The organism is Rhodopseudomonas infernalis, from assembly GCF_022271405.1.
Taxonomy (GTDB): Bacteria; Pseudomonadota; Alphaproteobacteria; order Rhizobiales; family Xanthobacteraceae; genus Rhodopseudomonas; species Rhodopseudomonas infernalis.
This window is the reverse complement of the sequence record NZ_JAJNAL010000038.1, coordinates 13,998-34,363: the sequence shown is the minus strand read 5'-3', so window position 1 is coordinate 34,363 and position 20,366 is coordinate 13,998. Positions and strand designations below refer to the sequence as shown.

19 protein-coding genes are annotated in these 20,366 nt (G+C 66.2%); 8 read left to right on the top strand and 11 right to left on the bottom strand.

What is annotated here, in order from left to right; genetic code table 11:
- Positions 1–243 precede the first annotated feature (243 nt).
- On the bottom strand, positions 244–1,461 hold the full coding sequence (locus tag LPW26_RS20700) for an ABC transporter substrate-binding protein (protein WP_238737519.1): 1,218 nt from the start codon (positions 1,459–1,461) through the stop codon (positions 244–246).
- A gap of 118 nt (positions 1,462–1,579) precedes the next feature.
- Positions 1,580–2,380, bottom strand: a complete 801-nt coding sequence (locus tag LPW26_RS20695) for a hotdog family protein (RefSeq protein ID WP_238737518.1) — start codon at positions 2,378–2,380, stop codon at positions 1,580–1,582.
- Between the two features lie 105 nt (positions 2,381–2,485).
- Between LPW26_RS20695 and LPW26_RS20690 the strand changes: the two genes are divergently transcribed.
- The 3 genes from LPW26_RS20690 to LPW26_RS20680 all read left to right on the top strand — a co-directional run bounded on the left by LPW26_RS20690 (position 2,486) and on the right by LPW26_RS20680 (position 5,991).
- Complete coding sequence (locus tag LPW26_RS20690; protein WP_238737517.1) at positions 2,486–2,965, top strand: YaiI/YqxD family protein; 480 nt, start codon at positions 2,486–2,488, stop codon at positions 2,963–2,965.
- A gap of 10 nt (positions 2,966–2,975) precedes the next feature.
- Entirely contained in the window at positions 2,976–4,796 is a 1,821-nt protein-coding gene (locus LPW26_RS20685) for an ABC-F family ATP-binding cassette domain-containing protein (RefSeq protein ID WP_238737516.1), read from the top strand.
- A gap of 112 nt (positions 4,797–4,908) precedes the next feature.
- On the top strand, positions 4,909–5,991 hold the full coding sequence (locus LPW26_RS20680; protein ID WP_238737515.1) for an alanine racemase: 1,083 nt from the start codon (positions 4,909–4,911) through the stop codon (positions 5,989–5,991).
- A 259-nt stretch (positions 5,992–6,250) separates the two neighbouring features.
- Here LPW26_RS20680 and LPW26_RS20675 read toward each other — a convergent pair whose 3' ends face one another.
- The 6 genes from LPW26_RS20675 to LPW26_RS20650 all read right to left on the bottom strand — a co-directional run bounded on the left by LPW26_RS20675 (position 6,251) and on the right by LPW26_RS20650 (position 11,931).
- On the bottom strand, positions 6,251–7,489 hold the full coding sequence (locus LPW26_RS20675) for a BaiN/RdsA family NAD(P)/FAD-dependent oxidoreductase (RefSeq protein WP_238737514.1): 1,239 nt from the start codon (positions 7,487–7,489) through the stop codon (positions 6,251–6,253).
- 288 nt (positions 7,490–7,777) lie between these two features.
- Positions 7,778–8,695, bottom strand: coding sequence for an SDR family NAD(P)-dependent oxidoreductase (locus tag LPW26_RS20670; protein WP_238737513.1), 918 nt, complete (start codon positions 8,693–8,695; stop codon positions 7,778–7,780).
- 17 nt (positions 8,696–8,712) lie between these two features.
- Positions 8,713–9,180, bottom strand: a complete 468-nt coding sequence (locus LPW26_RS20665) for a MaoC family dehydratase (protein ID WP_238737512.1) — start codon at positions 9,178–9,180, stop codon at positions 8,713–8,715.
- A 90-nt stretch (positions 9,181–9,270) separates the two neighbouring features.
- The gene (locus LPW26_RS20660; RefSeq protein WP_238737511.1) at positions 9,271–10,245 is read right to left on the bottom strand and encodes an NADPH:quinone oxidoreductase family protein; all 975 of its coding nucleotides are present in this window, start codon (positions 10,243–10,245) and stop codon (positions 9,271–9,273) included.
- Positions 10,245–10,865: a 2-hydroxychromene-2-carboxylate isomerase gene (locus tag LPW26_RS20655; protein ID WP_238737510.1), complete on the bottom strand. Its 621-nt coding sequence runs from the start codon at positions 10,863–10,865 to the stop codon at positions 10,245–10,247. The genes LPW26_RS20660 and LPW26_RS20655 overlap by 1 nt, the downstream gene beginning before the upstream one ends.
- A gap of 334 nt (positions 10,866–11,199) precedes the next feature.
- Positions 11,200–11,931, bottom strand: coding sequence for a glutathione S-transferase N-terminal domain-containing protein (locus tag LPW26_RS20650; protein ID WP_238737509.1), 732 nt, complete (start codon positions 11,929–11,931; stop codon positions 11,200–11,202).
- A gap of 138 nt (positions 11,932–12,069) precedes the next feature.
- Between LPW26_RS20650 and LPW26_RS20645 the strand changes: the two genes are divergently transcribed.
- Positions 12,070–13,092 (top strand): methionine synthase, encoded by a 1,023-nt coding sequence (locus tag LPW26_RS20645; protein WP_238737508.1) that lies wholly within the window; start codon positions 12,070–12,072, stop codon positions 13,090–13,092.
- 245 nt (positions 13,093–13,337) lie between these two features.
- Here the strand turns inward: LPW26_RS20645 and LPW26_RS20640 are convergent, their stop codons facing one another.
- The 3 genes from LPW26_RS20640 to LPW26_RS20630 all read right to left on the bottom strand — a co-directional run bounded on the left by LPW26_RS20640 (position 13,338) and on the right by LPW26_RS20630 (position 15,679).
- Positions 13,338–14,024: a hypothetical protein gene (locus LPW26_RS20640; RefSeq protein WP_238737507.1), complete on the bottom strand. Its 687-nt coding sequence runs from the start codon at positions 14,022–14,024 to the stop codon at positions 13,338–13,340.
- A 255-nt stretch (positions 14,025–14,279) separates the two neighbouring features.
- Positions 14,280–14,786 (bottom strand): xanthine phosphoribosyltransferase, encoded by a 507-nt coding sequence (gene gpt, locus LPW26_RS20635; protein ID WP_238737506.1) that lies wholly within the window; start codon positions 14,784–14,786, stop codon positions 14,280–14,282.
- A 149-nt stretch (positions 14,787–14,935) separates the two neighbouring features.
- Positions 14,936–15,679 carry a competence/damage-inducible protein A gene (locus tag LPW26_RS20630; protein ID WP_238737505.1) on the bottom strand — a complete coding sequence of 248 codons (744 nt, stop codon included), beginning with the start codon at positions 15,677–15,679 and terminating at the stop codon, positions 14,936–14,938.
- A gap of 211 nt (positions 15,680–15,890) precedes the next feature.
- Between LPW26_RS20630 and LPW26_RS20625 the strand changes: the two genes are divergently transcribed.
- From LPW26_RS20625 to LPW26_RS20610, 4 genes are all read left to right on the top strand, one after another.
- Positions 15,891–17,309: a circularly permuted type 2 ATP-grasp protein gene (locus tag LPW26_RS20625; RefSeq protein WP_238737504.1), complete on the top strand. Its 1,419-nt coding sequence runs from the start codon at positions 15,891–15,893 to the stop codon at positions 17,307–17,309.
- Between the two features lie 167 nt (positions 17,310–17,476).
- Positions 17,477–18,421, top strand: a complete 945-nt coding sequence (locus LPW26_RS20620; protein ID WP_238737503.1) for an alpha-E domain-containing protein — start codon at positions 17,477–17,479, stop codon at positions 18,419–18,421.
- A gap of 142 nt (positions 18,422–18,563) precedes the next feature.
- A complete protein-coding gene (locus LPW26_RS20615) occupies positions 18,564–19,403 on the top strand; it encodes a transglutaminase family protein (RefSeq protein WP_238737502.1) in 840 nt (279 codons plus the stop codon).
- A 160-nt stretch (positions 19,404–19,563) separates the two neighbouring features.
- A complete protein-coding gene (locus LPW26_RS20610) occupies positions 19,564–20,310 on the top strand; it encodes a proteasome-type protease (protein ID WP_238737501.1) in 747 nt (248 codons plus the stop codon).
- The last annotated feature ends 56 nt before the right edge of the window (positions 20,311–20,366 follow it).

Sequence of the window (20,366 nt, the reverse complement as noted above, 5' to 3'; positions counted from 1 at the left end):
CTGGCTGAGAGGGCGCTGTCCTAGCGGATGCTTGCTGGAAGCAGTGGCTCGCCCCACTCACCCACGTCATCGCCCGAATTGACCGGGCGACCCAGTATTCCAGAGCATTTGTGTTGTTGAACCGCAGCGCGCAGAGCGCCGCCTCGCTGCAACATCCGCGCCCTGGAATACTGGGTCCCCCGCATGCGCGGGGGACCACGGTTTCGTTTGTGGCACGAGACTTGGCCTCAACGAGGCCTTGCCTTACTCCGCCTTCACCAACGGGCATCCCCCATCCTTCAGCGGGCGGAAGGCCTGGTCGCCGGGGACCTCGGCCAGCAGCTTGTAGTAGTCCCACGGCGCCTTGGATTCCTCGGGCTTCTTGACCTCGAACAGGAACATCGAGTGCACCATGCGGCCGTCCTCGCGCAGGAAGCCGTTGTCGGTGAAGGCGTCGCGCACCGGCATTTCGCGCATTTTCGCCAGCACGGTCTTCGTGTCCTTGGTGTTCGCCGCCTTCACGGCCTTCAGATAGTGCAGCGTCGCGCTGTAGGTCGCGGCCTGGTTCATCGTCGGCATCCGCTTCATGCGCTCGTAGTACTTCTTGCCGAACGCGCGGGTGCGGTCGTTGAGGTCCCAGTAATAGGCCTCGGTGATGATCAGGCCGTTGGCCATTTTCAGTCCGAGGCTGTGGATGTCCGAGATGAACATCACGATGCCGGCGAGCTTCTGGCCGCCGGCGACGATGCCGAACTCCGACGCCTGCTTGATGGTGTTGATGGTGTCGCCGCCGCCATTGGCCATGCCGATGATCTTGGCCTTGGAGGACTGCGCCTGTAGCAGGAACGACGAGAAGTCGGCATTGTTCAGCGGGTGCCGCGCGCTGCCGACGATCTTGCCGCCGTTCGCTTTCACCACCTCGCCGGTGTCGCGCTCGATCGAATGGCCGAACAGATAGTCCGCGGTGATGAAGAACCAGGTGTCGCCGCCGTTCTTGACGATCGCCGAGCCGACGGTGTGGGCGTTGGAATAGGTGTCGTAGGTCCAGTGCGCCGTATAGGGCGAGCACGACTTGCCGGTGATGTCCGACGACGCCGCGTCGGTGACGATCATGATCTTCTCGAACTTCTTCGACATCTCCATCGCGGCGAGCGCGGTAGCCGAGGTCGGCAGGTCGACGATCATGTCGACGCCTTCGTTCTCGTACCATTTGCGCGCCAGCGAAGCGGCGATGTCGGGCTTGTTCTGGACGTCGGCCGAGATGAATTCGATCGGCTTGCCGAACATCGTGCCGCCCATCTCCTCGATCGCCATCTTGGCAGCCTCGACATTGCCGGCGCCGCCGATGTCGGAATACACCGACTGGAAGTCGCCGAGCAGGCCGATCTTGAGCGGGCCCTGTTGCTGCGCGAACGCAGAGACGCCGAGCAGCAGCGGCGCAGCCAGCGTTACCGCGGCCGCCGCACGTTGAATGAAATGCATGTTTCCTCCGGAAGCGTTTTTTTTTGATTTGTTGTGTCGGCCTTGTCGCCGGCCTCGCGCACGCGTTTGCTCGCCCTCCCCTGTGAATTCCAGATGCGCGTGCCGGGATAAGCGCGAACTACGCGGCCGCCTTTTGCCGCGGTGCGAAGATCGCGACGTGATGACAATGCGCCACCGGCGTCGTGCCGTTGGCGACGATCAGCGCGTCGAACTCGGCGAAGCGGTGGCCTTTCTTGTCGTAGTTCGCCGCCACCTTGGCGCGCGCGGTCAGCACATCGTCGCCGCCTGCCGCGGCCAGCAATTGCATCCTGGAGCCGACGTGAATCCACGGCCCGAGCATGACATTGTCGACCAGCACGCGGTTCATGATCCGCTGCAGCGTGCCGGGATGGATCAGATCATCGGCCAGATAAATCGGCTCGGTCTCGCGGATCTCATCCAGGTATTCGCGCAACCTGACCCCGCCCCAGCTCACCGGCGCGGTGCCGAACCAGTGCCCTTCCGGGAACGAGCCCGCGCCGACCGGCGGGCGGGTCGCGACCACGGGCGTGTCCGGATAGGCCGCCAGATCGATCGCCGGCACTTGTGCTGGCAACGAGGCGCTGCCCGTCGCGCACAGCTCGCCGCGGCTCTCGACGCTGAGCGAGATGCCGTCGCTCTGCTCATCGCCCGAGACCGTCGCGGTCTCGCCGTCGTACACCGGCTTGACGAACCGCGCCTCGATCAGCCCGCGCTCCAGGAAGTCGCGGCCCCAGCGCGCGACCGGCAGGTGCATCATGTAGGCCATCACCTCGACGCCCGGGACCAGCCCGCCGGAAAAGCCGAACCGCTTCGCCACGGTGTCGTCGTGCATCTTGTTTTCGGACTGTTTGGCGGTGTTGAAGGCGCTGATGCGCCAGGGCGCGAGGGCTGCGGCCATGGATTCTCCCGGTTTGTTCGATCTTGTTGGCGATCGTGCCCGGCGATGCTACGCCAGCGCCGCGGCGGGCGTAAAGCGCCGTCGCCAGCCGTCCAACGAGAGCGAATGACCGAAGCCGCGCCTACCCGAATCTATGTCGACGCCGACGCCTGCCCGGTGAAGGACGAGATCTACAAGGTCGCGGAGCGCCACGGCCTGCCCGTCAGCGTGGTCGCCGGCAACTTCATCCGCGTGCCGCAGCATCCGCTGATCGAGCGGATCGCCGCCGGTTCCGGCATGGATGCGGCCGACGACTGGATTGCGGAGCGCGTCCAACCGGGCGATATCGTGGTCACCGCCGATGTTCCGCTGGCGAGCCGCTGCGTCAAGGCCGGCGCCGAGGTGCTGGCGCCGAACGGCAAGCCGTTCTCCGAAGCCTCGATCGGCATGACGCTGGCGGTGCGCAACCTGATGACCGACCTGCGCTCGTCGGGCGAGATCACCGGCGGCCCGCGCGGCTTCACCCCGCGCGACCGCTCGACCTTCCTCTCGGCGCTCGACAGCGCGATCCGCCGGATCGCGCGTCGCCGCGCCGACCAGACCTGATGGAGCGCTGATGGCGCCGCCGCTGATCCAACTCAAAGACATCGCGCTGACCTTCGGTGGCGCGCCGCTGTTCGACGGCGTCGAACTCAGCGTTTCGGCCGGCGATCGGCTGTGCCTGATCGGCCGCAATGGCTCCGGCAAATCGACGCTGCTGAAGATCGTCGCCGGCCTGATCGAGTCCGACCGCGGCAGCCGCTTCGTGCAGCCCGGCGCGACGATCCGCTATCTGCCGCAGGAGCCGGACTTCGACGGCTACCAGACCACGCTGGCCTATGTCGAAGCCGGCCTCGCACCGGGCGATGAGCACTATCAGGCCGCGTATCTCTTGGAGCAGCTCGGCCTGCACGGCGACGAGGACCCCGCCCACCTGTCCGGCGGCGAAGCCCGCCGCGCCGCGCTGGCGCGGATGCTGGCGCCCGATCCGGACATCCTGCTGATCGACGAGCCGACCAACCATCTCGATCTCACCACGATCGAATGGCTCGAAAGCGATCTGGCGCAGCGCAAGAGCGCGATCGTGATGATCAGCCACGACCGCCGCTTCCTCGCCAATCTGTCGCGCGCCACGGCCTGGCTCGATCGCGGCGTCATCCGCCAGATCGACCGCGGTTTCTCGCAGTTCGAATCCTGGCGCGACGACATTCTCGCCGAAGAAGAACGCGATCAGCACAAGCTCGACCGCAAGATCGTCGCCGAAGAGCACTGGCTGCGCTACGGCGTCTCCGGCCGCCGCAAGCGCAACGTCAAGCGGCTCGCCGGCCTGCACGACCTGCGCGCGCAGCGCCGCGACTATCGCGGCCCCACCGGCAGCGCCAATCTCGCCGCGGCTGAAGCCGACAAATCCGGCAAGCTGGTGATTGAGGCGAAAGGCATCAACAAGGCGTGGGGCGATCGCCCGATCGTCGACAACTTCTCGATCCGCATTAACCGCGGCGACCGCATCGGCATCGTCGGCCCCAACGGCGCCGGCAAGACGACGCTGATCAGCATCCTGACCGGCGCAGTCGCGCCCGACAGCGGCAGCATCCGGCTCGGCACCAATCTCGAAGTCGCGACGCTCGATCAGCACCGCGACAGCCTCGACGCCAAGACCTCGCTCGCCGAAGCGCTGACCGGCGGCCGCGGCGACCAGGTGATGGTCGGCGGCAAGCCGCGCCACGTTATCGGCTACATGAAGGACTTCCTGTTCAAGCAGGAGCAGGCCCGCACCCCGCTCGAAGCGTTGTCCGGCGGAGAGCGCGGCCGGCTGATGCTGGCCCGCGCGCTTGCCAAGCCGTCCAACCTGCTGGTGCTCGACGAGCCGACCAACGACCTCGATCTGGAAACCCTCGACGTGCTCGAGGAGATGCTCGGCGACTATGACGGCACCGTCATCCTGATCAGCCATGACCGCGACTTCCTCGACCGCGTCGTCACCTCGGTGATCGCGCCGGAGGGCGACGGCCGCTGGACCGAATATGCCGGCGGTTACTCCGACATGCTGGCCCAGCGCGGCGCGGACCTGTCGCGCGCGCCGAAGGCCGCAGCGACCGAGTCCGGTTCGGCCTCGTCCTCCCCGGCATCTGTGCCTGCGGCTACGCCGGCGGCGAAGCGCAAGATGAGCTTCAACGACAAGCACGCGCTGGAAACGCTGCCCAAGACCATCGCCAAGCTCGAAGCCGAGATCGCCAAGCTGCAGGCCGAACTCGACGACCCGCAGCTCTACGCCAAGGACCGCGCCAAATTCGACAAAGCCTCCGCGGCGATGGCCAAGGCGCACGAAGCCCTGCACGATGCGGAGCAGCGCTGGCTCGAACTGGAAATGCTGCGCGAAGAGATCGAGAGCGCGTGAGGGCGTTTTGAATAGCAACCCATCCCAGTAGTAAGCCGTCATGGCCGAGCTTGTCCCGGGCGTGACGTGGTACTAAGTGGCTAAGCAGCGTACAACAAGCCGGAGCCCGCCGATGACCACATCCCTCGCCGCCAAAATCGCCCGCGAGATCGGCACGCCCGCGCTGGTGATCGACATGGACCGGGTCGAGCGCAACATTGCGCGGGTGCAGGCGCTGTGCGATGCGGCCGGCGTCGCCAACCGGCCGCATATCAAGACCCACAAATCGCCCTACCTCGCTCAGATGCAAATCGCCGCCGGCGCCAAGGGCATCACCTGCCAGAAGCTCGGCGAGGCCGAAGTGATGGCCGACGCCGGCATCGACGACATCCTGATCAGCTACAATCTGCTCGGCGAGGAAAAGATGGCCCGTCTCGGCGCGCTGCATGAACGCGTGCGGATGACCGTCGCCGCCGACAACGAGGTGGTGATCTCCGGCCTGCCCGCGGCCGCCGCGCGCGCCGGCCGCCCGCTCGGCGTCGTTGTCGAATGCGACACCGGCCGCCAGCGCGCCGGCGTCGAGACGCCGGGCGAAGCGATCGCGCTGGCGCGCGCCATCGCCGCCTCGGACGGCCTCGTTTTCAAGGGCTTCATGCTGTACCCGACCGAAGACGGCTGGCCGCGCGCGCAGCGCTTCTTCGACGAGGCGCTCGCTGGCGTGCGCGCCCACGGCCTCGACGCCGCCATCGTGTCGACCGGCGGCTCGCCGAACCTGAAGAACCTCGGCCAGCTCAAAGGCGCCACCGAACATCGCCCCGGCACCTACATCTACAACGACCGCATGCAGGTCGCGGCCGGCGTCGCCGGCTGGGACGACTGCGCGCTGACGGTGTACTCCACCGTCGTCAGCCGCGCCGGCCCGGAGCGCGGCATCCTCGACGCCGGCTCCAAAACACTGACCTCCGACCCCGGCGGCGGCCTCGACGGCTTCGGCCTGATCCTCGACCACCCTGAAGCGAGGATCGCGAAGTTCGCCGAAGAACACGGCTTTCTCGACCTCTCCCGCAGCAACTCTCGCCCGAACGTCGGCGACGTCGTCAGGATCGTGCCGAACCACGTCTGCGTCGTCGTCAACATGGTCGACGAAGTGGTGATGGTGCGGGGCGAAGAGATTTTGGGGCTTCTGCCGGTCGCGGCACGGGGGAAGCTGAAGTAACAACTGCCCCACACCGTCATTCCGGGGCGCTCGCACAGCGAGCGAACCCGGAATCCCGAGATGTTCTGCGACCGGAGATTCCGGGCTCGCGCGGAGCCAGTCATCGGGCCGGCCGAAGGCCGGACCCGGTGGCGTGCCCCGGAATGACTCGTGGGGAGGGTCCCGGCCCATCGTTCGTCATTGCGAGCGGAGCGAAGCAATCCAGCTTGGTGCACCGGACTGGATTGCTTCGTCGCTTCGCTCCTCGCAATGACGAAAATTATCGCCCGAGATACTTCGCCGCGCCGCGCCCTGCCGCAACGCCGGTCGCGAAGCACGCCGTCAGCAGGTAGCCGCCCGTTGGTGCTTCCCAGTCGAGCATTTCGCCGGCGGCGAACACGCCCGGCAGTTTGCTCAGCATGTAGTCGTCGTCGATCTCGCCCAGCTCGATGCCCCCGGCGCTGGAGATCGCGCGGGCAATCGGCGCGACGCCGGTGAGGCGTAGCGGGACGGCGTTGATCAGCGCGGCGAGTGCCTGCGGCGACATCGCTGCGAGCGGGACGCCGTCCGCCAGCGCCGCTTCGTACAACAGACCAATGCCGGCCGGCGTCAGCCCCACAGCTTTGCGCAGATATGTCGACAGCGACTGCTTGCCCTTCGGCTTGGCGAGCCGCGCCGCGAGTTCGTCGACGCCGAGATCGGGCCGCAGCGCGATCTTGAGCCGCGCCTCGCCGGTCGCCAGGATCGCATCGCGCAGCGATGCCGACAGCGCGTAGATCGCCCCGCCTTCGATGCCGCCTTGCGTGATCACCGCTTCACCGCGCACGGTGCGGTCGCCGAACGACAGTGCGATGTTCTTCAGTGGTGCACCTTGATACTTGTCGGCGAACAACGCCGACCAAGCGGCGACGAACCCGCAATTGGCCGGCTTCAGCGGCGCGATCGCGATGCCCTTGGCGGCGAGCAGCGGAACCCAGCCGCCGTCCGAACCGAGCCGCGGCCAGCTCGCGCCGCCGAGCGCCAGCACGGTTGTGCGCGCGGCGATCGTGCTGCGGCCGGTCGCGGTTTCGAAGCGCAGGTGGCCCTGATCGTCCCAGCCGGCCCAGCGATGCCGAAGCTGCAGCCGCACGCCCTGCCCGTCGAGCCGGCGCAGCCAGGCGCGCAGCAGCGGCGACGCTTTCATCGCGGTGGGAAACACCCGCCCGCTGGTGCCGACGAAGGTCGGCTGGCCGAGTTCGTCGGCCCACGCGCGCAGCGCCTCGGGCGGAAACGCTTCGATCGCCGGACGGAGCCGCGGCTGCGCGGCGCCGTAGCGCGCCAGAAAATCCGGAAGGGCTTCGCTGTGGGTGAGATTGAGCCCGCCGCGCCCGGCGAGCAGAAACTTCCGCGCCGGCGCTCCCATGCTGTCGAATACGACGACACGCGCACCGCGTTGCGCAGCGGTCTCCGCCGCCATCAGCCCGGCCGGCCCAGCGCCGATCACGGCGACGTCGATGTCGATGTCGATGATGTCAACCACGGCTGAGGGGTCCGGAGGAGTTCATCCGCGCTTATACACCAACCGGGGCCAGCGCAGAGATTCCGGGTTCACGCTACGCGTGCCCCGGAATGACTCGTGGAGAGGGTCCCGTTCTCTCCACCGCTCCGACGCGTTGGAAGTCTTAAGCCCCAAGCACGTCGTTCCGGGGCGCTCGCGTCAGCGAGAGAACCCGGAATCCCGAGATGTTCTGCGCCTCAGAGATTCCGGGTTCGCGCTGCGCGCGCCCCGGAATGACAATCGGGAGGGTGGAGCAATGCGCCCCTCGCCTCACATCTTGATGCCCAGCCTCGCCGCCGCCTGCGCCACGTATTTCTGCGTCTGCTGGAACGCGCCTTCGAGTGCCTGGGCCTTGGAGTCGTCGCTGATCTCGGCGAAGTGCGCCGCGATCCCGTCGGGGGTCCATTCGGACTCCGGCAGGTTGATGCCTTCGGTCTCGATGATCTTGATCTGCGCGAATGAGCCCGCGCCGGCGCCGAGCGTCGTACGGGTCGGGGCGTTTTCGCTGAGCAGGAACAGCACCGCCGGGGTGATCGCCTCGGGCTTCATCAGCTGCAGCGCCTGCGGCGGCAGCAGCTCTTCGGTCATGCGCGTCGCGGCCGTCGGCGACACGGTGTTGACGCGGATGTCGGTCTTGCGGCCTTCCTGCGCCAGCACGTTCATCAGCCCGACGATGCCGGCTTTCGCCGCGCCGTAATTGGCCTGGCCGAAATTGCCGAACATGCCGGACGACGACGTGGTCAGCACGATGCGGCCGTAGTTGCGCTCCTTCATGCCGTCCCACACTGCCTTGCAGCAGTAGAACGTGCCGGCGAGATGCACGTCGATCACCTTCTGGAAATCGCTCAGCTCCATCTTGCCAAACGACTTGTCGCGCAGGATGCCGGCGTTGGCGACGAGAAGATCGACGCTGCCCCACTCCTTGGTCGCCTTGGCGACCATCGCCTGCACCTGCTCGTAGTTGGAGACGTCGGCGCCATCGGCCATCGCGGTGCCGCCGGCCTTCTTGATCTCCTCGACCACGGTCTCTGCCGCGGTCATCGAGCCGCCGGTGCCGTCACGCGCGCCGCCGAAATCGTTGACGACGACCTTGGCGCCGAGCGCCGCGAGGCCGAGCGCATGCGCGCGTCCCAGACCATTGCCCGCGCCGGTGACGATAGCGACGCGTCCGTCGAACCTGATAGCCATGTGTGCTGTTTCCCGGATTATTGTTCGAAGTAGATCAGGCCGAGCCAGTCGGCCACGAGTGCGGAGCGCTTCTCGCCCTCGATCTCGACATTGACGCTGGTACGCGACAGCAATTCGCCCGGCTTGCGCCACGTCGCTTCGGCCAGCATGAAGCGACCGCGCACCCGCATGCCCGCCTTCACCGGCGAGATGAAACGCAAGCGGTCGAAGCCGTAATTGACGCCCATGGTGACGCCCTTGATCTTCGGCATCGCCTCGTAGCTGAACACGCTGAGCATCGACAGCGTCAGGAAGCCGTGCGCGATGGTCGAGCCGAACGGTGTCTCGCGCGCAGCGCGCTCCGGATCGACGTGGATGAACTGCCAGTCCTCGGTGCAGTCCGCGAAAGTGTCGATCCGCTTTTGATCCAGTACGTGCCATTCCGACACGCCGATCTCGCAGCCGACCATCTTGAGATACGCGTCGCGTTCGACTTCAGCGCCCATTCGATCCTCGTTGTTTTGCGCCGCACATTCCACATTTGGCAAAGCCGCGCCAAGCGAAATCTTCGCTGGCGCGGCCTTGAAAATTTTAACCTATGGGATCAGGGCGACCCGGCCGATCGCCTTACGGTCGATCAGCAATTGCATGCCGCGCGCCCATTCAGTCAGCGGCACGCGGTGCGAGATATTCGGCCGCAGCACGCCCTTTTCGGCGAGGTCGAGCAACGTCGCGATGCGCTGCTCGCCGAGCGCCGGATCGCGCCGCACCGCCTCGCCGGCGCGGACACCGACGACGCTGGCGCCCTTCATCAGGATCAGGTTGGTGCGCGCGAGGCCAATGCCGCCGGTGAAGCCCACCACCAGCAGCCGCGCGCCCCAGTTGATACAGCGCACGCTGTCTTCGAAGATCTCGCCGCCGACCGGATCGAACACCACGTCGGCGCCGCGGCCGCCGGTGATGCGCTTGACGGCGTCGCGGAACGGCTCGGCGCTGTACAGCAAGCCATGATCGGCACCGCGCGCGCGGGCCACCTCCAGCTTCTCCTCGCTCGACGCCGCCGCGATCACCGTCGCGCCGAGATACTTGCCGACCTCGACCGCGGCGAGGCCGACGCCGCCGCCGGCGCCATGCACCAGCAGCACCTCGCCCTTCCTCAGATGGCCGCGCTCGACCAGGCCGTGCCACGCAGTGCCGTGGCCGGCGAGATAGGTCGCGGCCTCGGCGTAGTCGAAGGTGGACGGGGCCGGTGTCAGCTGCGACGCCGCCGTCACCACCTCGTCCGCATAGGCGCCGAACCGCAGCTTGACGATGACGCGGTCGCCGACCTTGGCGTTGCCGACGCCCTCGCCGAGTTCGACGACATCGCCGGCAGCTTCCATGCCGGGAATGAACGGCAGCTCCGGCTTGAGCTGATACTCGCCGGCGCACATCAGGATGTCGGGGAAGTTGATGCCGGCGGCGCGGAGCGCGATCCGTGCCTCACCCGGTTTCAACGCCTTGCGCTCGACCTCTTCCAGCCGCAACGCCTCGGGAGGCCCGAGTTCGCGGCACACCACGGCTTTCGGCATCAGGCGGCGCTCACTTTGCGACGCGCCAGAGCCTCGCGCACCAGCGGCAAGCGGTCGTTGCCGAAATACATGTCGGTCTTGTCGACAAAGATCGTCGGCGAGCCGAAGCCGCCGCGCGCGATCACTTCCTCGGTGTTGTCCTTGAGCTGATCCTTGATCGCCGGCTCGGCGATGGCCGCGAAGAACGCCTGCGGATCGATCTTGCACCTGGCGCAGATCGCGGTCAGCACCTCGTCCTTGGAGATGTCCTGATCGTCGCCCCAATAGGCTTCGAAAACCGCGGTGGCGAACGGCACCATCGCGTCCGGCTTGTCGCGCAACAGCCACAGGCAGCCGCGCATCGCCTTGACGCTGTTCACCGGAAACACGCTCGGCGGCATCTTGATCGCCAGATTGGACGACCGCGCCCAATCGGCCAGATCCTTCAGCGTATAGCGCGCCTTCAGCGGCACCGGCGTCTTGCGCGATTCGTACACACTCGGATTGACCGAGTTGAAGATGCCGCCGACCAGGATCGGTCGCCAGCTAATCTCCTCGCCCATCTCCTTCGCCAGCGGCTGGATGTTGTGGAAGGCAAGATACGTCCAGGGACTGGAGCAATCAAAGAACACTTCAAGCATCGGCGTTTCCTTTTCTTGGTTGTTGTTGGTTGTTACTGAACTCTCAATCCGTCATTCCGGGGCACGCGCAGCGCGAACCCGGAATGACGACCCCCGGAATGACGAACGCTGAGCGAAACGCACTGCGCCGCCACCGCCTTCCCCGTCATCCCCCGCGAAAGCGGGGGGGCCAGTATCGCAGAGCACTCGTGTTGTGCGCCGTCGCCCGCCGCACGCGCTCTGGAATACTGGGTCGCCCGGGCAAGCCGGGCGATGACGGTGATGGTGGTGCGAACGCCAACAATCTTTCCTACGTCCACCCAAGCTGCGCGCCTCGCGCGATCGTGTTTCGCCCTCACTGCTGCTGCGCGCCTTGCGCATCGGCGGCGGCGCCCGCTTCCGCATGCGCGGGCTTGTCGACGCCGAACAGCAGCTTTCGCGCTTGCTCGTCCATCGGCTTGCGGTCTTCCTTGCCCAGCGCGAGGCCGGCCTGCAGCTTGGGGCGTTCGCGCAGGCGCGCGTACCAGCGCTTTACGTTGGGAAACTCGTCGAGCGACAGTCCCTGCGCCTTGTGGGTCATGATCCAGGGGAAGCACGCCATGTCGGCGATCGAGTAGTCGCCGGCGATGTAGTCGCGGCCATCGAGCTGCGTATCGAGCACGCCGTACAGCCGCTTGGCCTCGCGAGTGTAGCGGTCGATCGCGTAAGGGATCTTCTCCGGCGCGTAGAGCAGGAAGTGACCGTTCTGGCCGAGCATCGGCCCGAGCCCGGCCATCTGCCACATTACCCACTGCGTCACCTCGAACCGCGGCCGGGTCGCGGCCGGCATGAATTTGCCGGTCTTCTCCGCCAGATACATCAGGATCGCACCGCTCTCGAAAACGCTCAGCGGTCCGCCGCCGTCCGCCGGCGCGTGATCGACGATCGCCGGCATCCGGCCGTTCGGGGAGAGCTTGAGATATTCCGGCTTGTGCTGGTCGCCGCGGCCGAGTTGCATTGGCACAAGCTTGTACGGCAGGCCGCACTCTTCCAGCATGATCGAAATCTTCCAGCCGTTCGGGGTCGGCGCGTAAAACAGCTCGATCATGCGGGCTCCCTGGTCCTCTTGGCGGGTTTGCGCCGATCCTAGCCCGGCTGCCGCGGGCTTGTCACCTCGGTCTCGGCCGGCTGTACGGCGCGGCCGAGACATGGCAGACAGACTGCCCCTTAAGCCCGGGAGTGACCGATGCTGTTTCCGACCACGATCGCCGGTTCGTTGCCGAAGCCCGAATGGCTCGCCGAGCCCAACAAGCTGTGGGCGCCGTGGAAATCGAGCGGCGAGGAACTCGCCCGTGCCAAGCGCGACGCCACGATTCTCGCGCTGAAGCTGCAGGAAGATTCCGGCGTCGACATCGTCACCGACGGCGAACAGGCGCGGCAGCATTTCGTCCACGGCTTCCTCGAAGCGGTGGAAGGCATCGACTTCGCCCACAAGGTCGAGATGGGTATCCGCAACGATCGCTACAAAGCGATGGTGCCGCAGGTCGTCGCGCCGCTGCGGCTGAAGGGCCGCGTCCACGGCTTCGAAGGGCAGATCGCGCGGGCGCATACCACGCACAAGATCAAGTTCACCCTGCCCGGCCCGATGACCATCATCGACACCATCGCCGACAATCACTACGGCGACCGCGTCAAGATGGCGTTCGCCTTCGCCGAGCTTTTGAACGAGGAAGCCAAGGCGCTCGCCGCCGACGGCATCGACATGATCCAGTTCGACGAGCCGGCGTTCAACGTCTACATGAGCGAGGCCGCCGACTGGGGCGTCAAGGCGCTGGAGCGCGCCGCGCAGGGCCTCACCTGCGCCACCGCCGTGCACATCTGCTACGGCTACGGCATCAAGGCCAACACCGACTGGAAGGAAACGCTCGGCGATCAGTGGCGGCAATACGAGGACATCTTCCCGGCGATCGATCGGAGCTCGATCCAGCAGGTCGCGGTCGAATGCCGCAACTCCAAGGTGCCGCTGGAGCTGCTGTCGCTGCTGAAGGGCAAGATCGTGCAGGCCGGCGTCATCGACGTCGCCAGCGACGAGGTCGAATCCGCCGAGGACGTCTGCGCCACCATCGAGGCAGTGATGAAGCACGTGCCGAAAAGCAACATCGTGGCGACGACGAATTGCGGCATGGCCCCGATGCGGCGGGAGATCGCGGAAGCCAAGCTGGCGGCGCTGGGTGCAGGCGCTGAGCTGGCGCGGGAGCGGTTCAAGTAACCGGGGCGGTGCTGGCGAGGAGACGGTTTAAGTAACAAGTCAACAGGCCGGCATCCCTCGGTCGCCGGCCTCTCTTTCGTCACCAACCTCTCCCCGTCATTCCGGGGCGCCGCGCAGCGGCGAACCCGGAATCCATACTCCCTGGACCATGTTGTTAGTGCGTGACGTCGCGCCGCTGTGCTTGATCTCGTCCACAGGGGTTATGGATTCCGGGTTCGCGCTGCGCGCGCCCCGGAATGACGGGGTTAGGTGGTGCCTGTGGTTGGATGCAGTGCGGGCGTATAGCCTGCGATGAGGGCGCGCAGCGTCGAGGGCGGTGTGAGCAGGACACAGCGCATCGGTTGGAGATCCAGCGCCTCGGCATCAGCCGGCCGATAGCCGTCGAACGACCACCGCAGCGGGCGGCCGCGCATGATCAGGTAGCATGCGGGACTCCGCTGCGGCATAGCCTCGTCGGCGGCAACCGGTGAAGCTGGGTCACTCCGTTCAGCCACCATCGCGCCATCCGGCAACTCGCTCACCGCGCACGGCAGCGGATGCAACCGCTTGTCCCGCCCGTCGAGGCGTTCGCGATGCAGCACCCCGTCGATCTCCTTGGCGGTGATGCGGGACAAGGCGTTGCCCCGCACCCATGCGGCGGCGAAGCGCTTGGCGTCTTCGCGGCGGCAGTAATAACACGGCCGGTGCCCGGCCGCGAGCGCGGTCGCTTCATCGAGAAAGAACAGCTCGGTCCAGCTCCGCGTCGCCATCACGGCGCGGCGGCGGCCGCGGAAGTCGCAGACGCAAGTGATCCACGCCGGATTCGACCAGCGCCGGTTCAGCAGCGTCCGCGTCGCCGGATCATGGATGATGCCGCGATTGCCGGTGAACATCCCGCGCGCGGCGACTGCGACGATGTCACCGAACGGCGTGACGCGGTTTTGCAGCGGCATGGGAGCTCCGGATGTCGAGCACGACTGCTTCACGCACACGGCGCGCTCCTTCTCCCCGCCTGCGGGGAGAAGGCTGGGATGAGGGGGCGCCTCCGCGTGGCCGAGCGCCTGCGATGTACTGATCGGCGGTCAGGGGAGCCACCCGAAATGCTCAGACTCGCGGAAACGCCCCCTCACCCGGATTGCTACGCAATCCGACCTCTCCCCGCGCGCGGGGAGAGGTTAGGCTGCTGCTCCCTCTCCGTCATTGCCCCGCTACGCCGCGCCGTCCTTCAGCGGCGGCTGGAAGCTGAGGCCGGTGTCCCAGGGGAAGAAGATCCAGGTGTCCTGCGAGACTTCGGTGATGAAGGTGTCCACCAGCGGCTTGCCCTTGGGCTTGGCGTAGACGGTGGCGAAATGGGCGTCGGGCAGCAGGTCGCGCACCATGCGGCCGGTCTTGCCGGTGTCGACCAGGTCGTCGACGATCAGCAGACCCTTGCCGGTGCCGCCGCCGAGCGCGGCGGTCTGCTCGGAGACGCCTTTCAGCACCTGCAGCTCGCCCTGCTTGTCGTGCTCGTAGCTGGCGATGCAGATGGTGTCGATCACCCGCAGACCGAGTTCGCGCGCCACGATCGCCGCCGGCACCAGGCCGCCGCGGGTGATGGCGATCACCGCGTGAAACGGCCCGACTTCGTTGAGCCGCCAGGTCAGTGCCCGGCAGTCGCGGTGGAATTGATCCCACGACACCGGAAACGGCCGGCCCGCCCGCTGCTCGTTCTCCATTCACTCACTCCAATCTCTCCGTCATTGCGAGCCGAAGGCGAAGCAATCCACGCCGCGCGCGTGGCGCTGAATTGCTTCGCGGAGCCTGTGCCCGGACGGCGCAGAGCGCCGATCCGGGTGCTCGCAATGACGTCGAACAACCTCTGTGCTCAACCAGTCCGCCCTGCCTGCAACTCGGCCAGCATCTGCTTCACCGCCGTCATGGCGGCCTGCAGCTTCTCCGGATCGCGCGAGCGGACCACCAGATTGGTGTTCGGTTTGCGCTCCTCGTCGAGGAACGGATAGCTGCCGATCATCGTGTCCGGATGCGCCGCGGCGATCGCCCGCAGCGGCCCGCCGATATCGCCCTCACGGGCGTCGGCCTTGACGGTGTCCGACAGCATCTTCACGCCGGACTTCAGCTTCGGCGCGACGATATCCATCATCGCCTGCATGATCGACGGCACACCGGCCATGACGATGACATTGCCGATCTTGAACCCCGGCGCGATGATCGTCGCGCTCTGGATCAGCTCTGCCCCCTCCGGGATCCGCGTCATCCGCAGCCGCGCCTCGTTGAGTTCCGCTTCCGAGAAGCGCTCGCGGAACCGCGCCACCACCTCCGGATGATAGCCGATCGACACACCGAACGCCTTTGCGACGCAGTCTGCGGTGATGTCGTCGTGGGTCGGGCCGATCCCGCCGGTGGTGAAGACATAGGTGTAGCGGTTGCGCAGCGCGTCGAGCGCCTCGATGATCGCGTCCTCGTCGTCCGCGACGACACGGACCTCGCGCAGGTCGATAGCGATGTTTGTGAGGTATTCGGCGATGAAGCCGATGTTCTTGTCCTTGGTGCGGCCGGACAGGATCTCGTCGCCGATCACCAGAATACCCGCCGTGACGATGTCGCTCATGACGTCCCTTGTCCCTCCCGGCCGTGGCTCGGCCGTCTCAACTTGCACATTGGCACTTAATTAGGCGTCCTGCCGCCCGTTTTTCGAGCAACATCCCTGCCTGCTCGCATAAATCGGTCCACTCCATCCATATCTTGCTGGCCCGACGCTTGCTACCATCGTGTTCCGTGCTGCACTCTCGTGCAAACAGCTTTGGAATCAAATTGGCGACATGGCAGTTGCGTTCGATGAGATGAAAGGTCCCGGCGGCGAGCCCCGCCCGGCCTATGAAGAATTGTCCCGCTGGCTTGCAGACACGCCGCCCGAGGCGCTCGCCCACCGGCGCGAGGAAGCCGAGATGCTGTTCCGGCGGATCGGCATCACCTTCGCGGTCTATGGCGACGCCGAGGCCCAGGAGCGGCTGATCCCGTTCGACGTGATCCCGCGGATCCTGTCCGGCACCGAATGGGCCCGGATGGAACTCGGGCTGAAGCAGCGGGTGCGCGCGATCAACATGTTCCTGCGCGACATCTATCACGGCCGCGACATCCTGCGCGCCGACATCATCCCGCACGATCTGATCTTTCAGAACCCGGTGTTCCGCCCGGAGATGAACGGTCAGGCCGTGCCGCACGACGTCTACGTCCACATCGCCGGCATCGATCTCGTCCGGGTCGACGACGAGGACTTTTACGTGCTGGAGGACAACGCCCGGACGCCGTCCGGCGTGTCCTACATGCTGGAAAACCGCGAAGTGATGATGCGGCTGTTCCCGGATCTGTTCGCCCGCCACCGCATCGCGCCGGTCGAGCGCTATCCGGACGAACTGCTGACCGCGCTGCGCTCGGTGGCGCCGGCGCATTCCTCGTCGGAGCCGACCGTCGCGCTGATGACGCCCGGCATCTACAACTCCGCCTATTACGAGCACTCGTTCCTGGCCGACAAGCTCGGCATCGAGCTGGTCGAGGGCCGCGACCTCATCGTCAAGAACGACGAAGTGTTCATGCGCACAACCGAGGGGCTGAAACGCGTCGACGTGATCTATCGCCGCGTCGACGACGACTTCCTCGATCCTCTGACCTTCCGTCCGGACTCCGCGCTCGGCGTGCCCGGGCTGATGTCGGCCTATCGCGCCGGCAACGTCACGCTCGCGAATGCGGTCGGCACCGGCATCGCCGACGACAAGGCGGTGTACAGCTACATGCCGGAGATCGTGAAATTCTATCTCGGCGAGGAGCCGATCCTGAAGAACGTCCCGACCTGGCGCTGCCGCGAGCCGGCAGACCTCGCTTATGTGCTCGATCACCTCGGCGAACTGGTCGTCAAGGAAGTGCACGGCTCCGGCGGCTACGGCATGCTGATCGGCCCCGCCGCCACCAAGGCGACCATCGAGGCGTTCCGCGACAAGCTGAAGCGCGAGCCGGAGGGCTTCATCGCCCAGCCGACGCTGGCGCTCTCCACCTGCCCGACATGCACCGAAGCCGGATTGGCGCCGCGCCATGTCGACCTGCGCCCGTTCGTGCTCACCGGCTGCGACCGCGTCACCATCGTCCCCGGCGGCCTGACCCGTGTGGCGCTGAAGGAAGGCTCCCTGGTGGTGAACTCCAGCCAGGGCGGCGGCACCAAGGACACGTGGATTCTGGATGAGTAGCTCCGCCGCACACGTCGAGCGCCGCCACGACCGCTGCCCGCTCCCCTCCCCCTTGCGGGGAGGTTTCGGGGGTGGGGTTCCACAACGGGATCCTCACCTCGTGTCACCCCCCACCCCGCCTCTCCCCCGCAAGGGGCGAGGGAGAACGCCGTCCCCGAGTTCGCGCCATGCTCTCCCGCACCGCTGAAAACCTGTTCTGGCTCGCCCGCTATGTCGAACGCGCGGAGTATCTGGCGCGGACGATCGAGGCGACGCTGCGTGTCACCGCCCTGCCCAACACCTATTCGGGTCAGGGTAACGAGTGGGATTCGGCGCTGCTGACGGCCGGCGTCGCCGCCAGCTTCTACACGCACTACGACGAGGCGAACGAGGCCAACGTCGTCGAATATCTCGCATTCGCCTCGACCAACTCGTCCTCGATCCGCAACTGCATCGAGGCAGCACGGCTGAACGCGCGGTCGGTGCGCACGGCGCTCACCGGCGAGATGTGGGCAACCATCAACAGCGCCTGGATCGAACTGCAGGAGACCTGGAGCAAGGGTGCCAAGACTCGCGAGCAGCTCGATGGCTTCCTCCGCTTCGTGCAGGAGGCCTCACTGCGGTTCGACGGCTCGGCCTATCGCACCATGCTGCGCAACGACGCCTATTGGTTCTCGCGGCTCGGCGTCCATCTGGAGCGGGCCGATAACACCGCGCGGATTCTCGACGTCAAATATCATCTGCTGTTGCCCGAGGAGGAGCACGTCGGCGGCCCGCTCGATTACTATCAGTGGTCGTCGATCCTGCGCTCGGTGTCGGCGCAGACCGCCTATCACTGGGTGTATCGGCAGACGCTGAAGCCGTGGCTGATCGCCGACCTGTTGATCCTCAACGACAGCCTGCCGCGCTCACTCGCGTCCTGCTACGGCGATCTGCTCCGCAACCTCGACCAGATCGGCGTCGCCTATGGCCGTCAGGGGCCGGCGCAGCGCCACGCCCGCGGCATTCGTAACCGGCTCGAGCATTCCGACATGGAAGACATCTTCCAGCGGGGCTTGCACGAATTTATCCAGGAATTCCTGGCCGACAACAGCCGCCTCGGCGAGATCATCGCCAAGCAATATCTAATCTGACGCCTGATTCCGGCGCGGTTTGCCGCGCGCCGGCCCATCCGCCATTGAAAAATGCGGGCACATCGGCATTTCTCGCAAGTCTCGCCGCCATAGCTGATATAGTCCGCGCGCTCTGCGCCGCGACGACCCGGAATGCCGACCCATGCGCCTGCGAATTTCCCACACCACCACCTATCGCTATGAGCCTGCCGCCACCGGACTGATCCAGGTGCTGCGGATGACGCCCGGCAGCCATGACGGCCAATACGTCGCCGACTGGCAGATCGACATTTCATCCGACGCCAAGCTCGACATGCACGAGGACGCGTTCGGCAACATCACCCATGTGCTCACGCTCGGCACCACCGAGGATCTCACCATCACGGCCGAAGGGTTGGTCGAGACCAACGACACCGGCGGCGTGATGCGCGGCACCGACGAGCGCTTTCCGCCGCAGCTGTTCCTGCGCACGACGGATCTCACCGCGCCGAGTCCGTCGATCGCCGCCTTCACTCGCGAGATCGGCGGCGCCGAGGGCGACGCCATCAGCTTCCTGCACGCGCTGATGATGCGGCTCAACGATCACATGACGTTCGACGACGATCCGACTCATTCGGGCACCACCGCAGCCGAAGCCTTCACGCTGCGCCGTGGCGTGTGCCAGGACTATGCGCATATCTTCATTGCTTGCGCGCGCGCCGGCGGCGTGCCTGCCCGCTTCGTCGCCGGCCACTTCCTGCGCGCCGATGGCCAGATCAATCAACAGGCCGGCCACGCCTGGGCAGAAGCCTATGTGCCGACGCTCGGCTGGGTCGGGTTCGATCCGGCTAACGCCATCTGCTCGACCGACGCTCACGCCCGCGTCGCCATCGGGCTCGACTATCTCGGCGCCGCGCCGGTGCGCGGCACGCGCTATGGCGGCGGCCTCGAAACCCTGACCGTCGCCGTCAAGGTCGATCAGGCCGGCGGCCGCCAGTCACAATCGCAATCGCAATCGCAGTAGCGTCATCAAATCGGCAACTGCGACCGGTCCGGCGCCGGGCGGCTGCGCACAATTGCGGAGTACAGGCGGTTTCCCCTGAAGGGCGAAATGCTCTAGTCTCCAGCCGCCGAATGCGCAGCCGCGCCGGTTTCCCCTGATCGACAGAGCCGCCGAGGACGAGATGACTTACTGCTGTGGAGTACTGGTCCAGGACGGCCTCGTGATGGTCGCCGACACCCGGACCAATGCCGGCCTCGACAACATCTCGACCTTCCGCAAGCTGCACGTCTTCAACAAGCCGGGCGACCGCATCATGGCGATCGCCAGTGCCGGCAATCTGTCGATCAGCCAGTCGGTGCTGTCGACCCTCAACGAGGGCCTCGAAGATCCCGAGACCGGCGCGCGCGAAAAGCTGCTCGACGCGCCGACGATGTTTCAGGCCGCGCAGTTGATCGGCCGCGCGATCCGCCACGTCAACGCCACCGAGGCGCAGGCGCTGAAAGCCGAAGACATCAACTACGAGGTGTCGTTTCTGTTCGGCGGCCAGATCAAGGGCGAGCGGATGCGCCTGTTCATGATCTACCCGGCCGGCAATTTCATCGAATGCACCATCGACACGCCGTATCTGCAGATCGGCGAGCACAAATACGGCAAGCCGGTGCTCGACCGCGCGATCACTTTCGACGTCGAACTCTACGAGGCGTTGAAAACCAGCCTGATCTCGATGGATTCGACGATGCGCTCCAATCTCGGCGTCGGCCTGCCGATCGACGTGCTGGTAGTCCGCACCGACGTCTGCGACGCCGACCTCAACCACCGCATCGAAGCCGGGGAGCCGTACTTCCACGACCTCCGCTCACGCTGGTCCGCCGCCCTCCGCGCCGCCCACAAGAACATCCCACGGCCGCCCTACAAGGATGCGAAGTAACCCGACCACGATGACCAACGTCATCCCGCACTCCCCTCTCCCCGTCATTCCGGGGC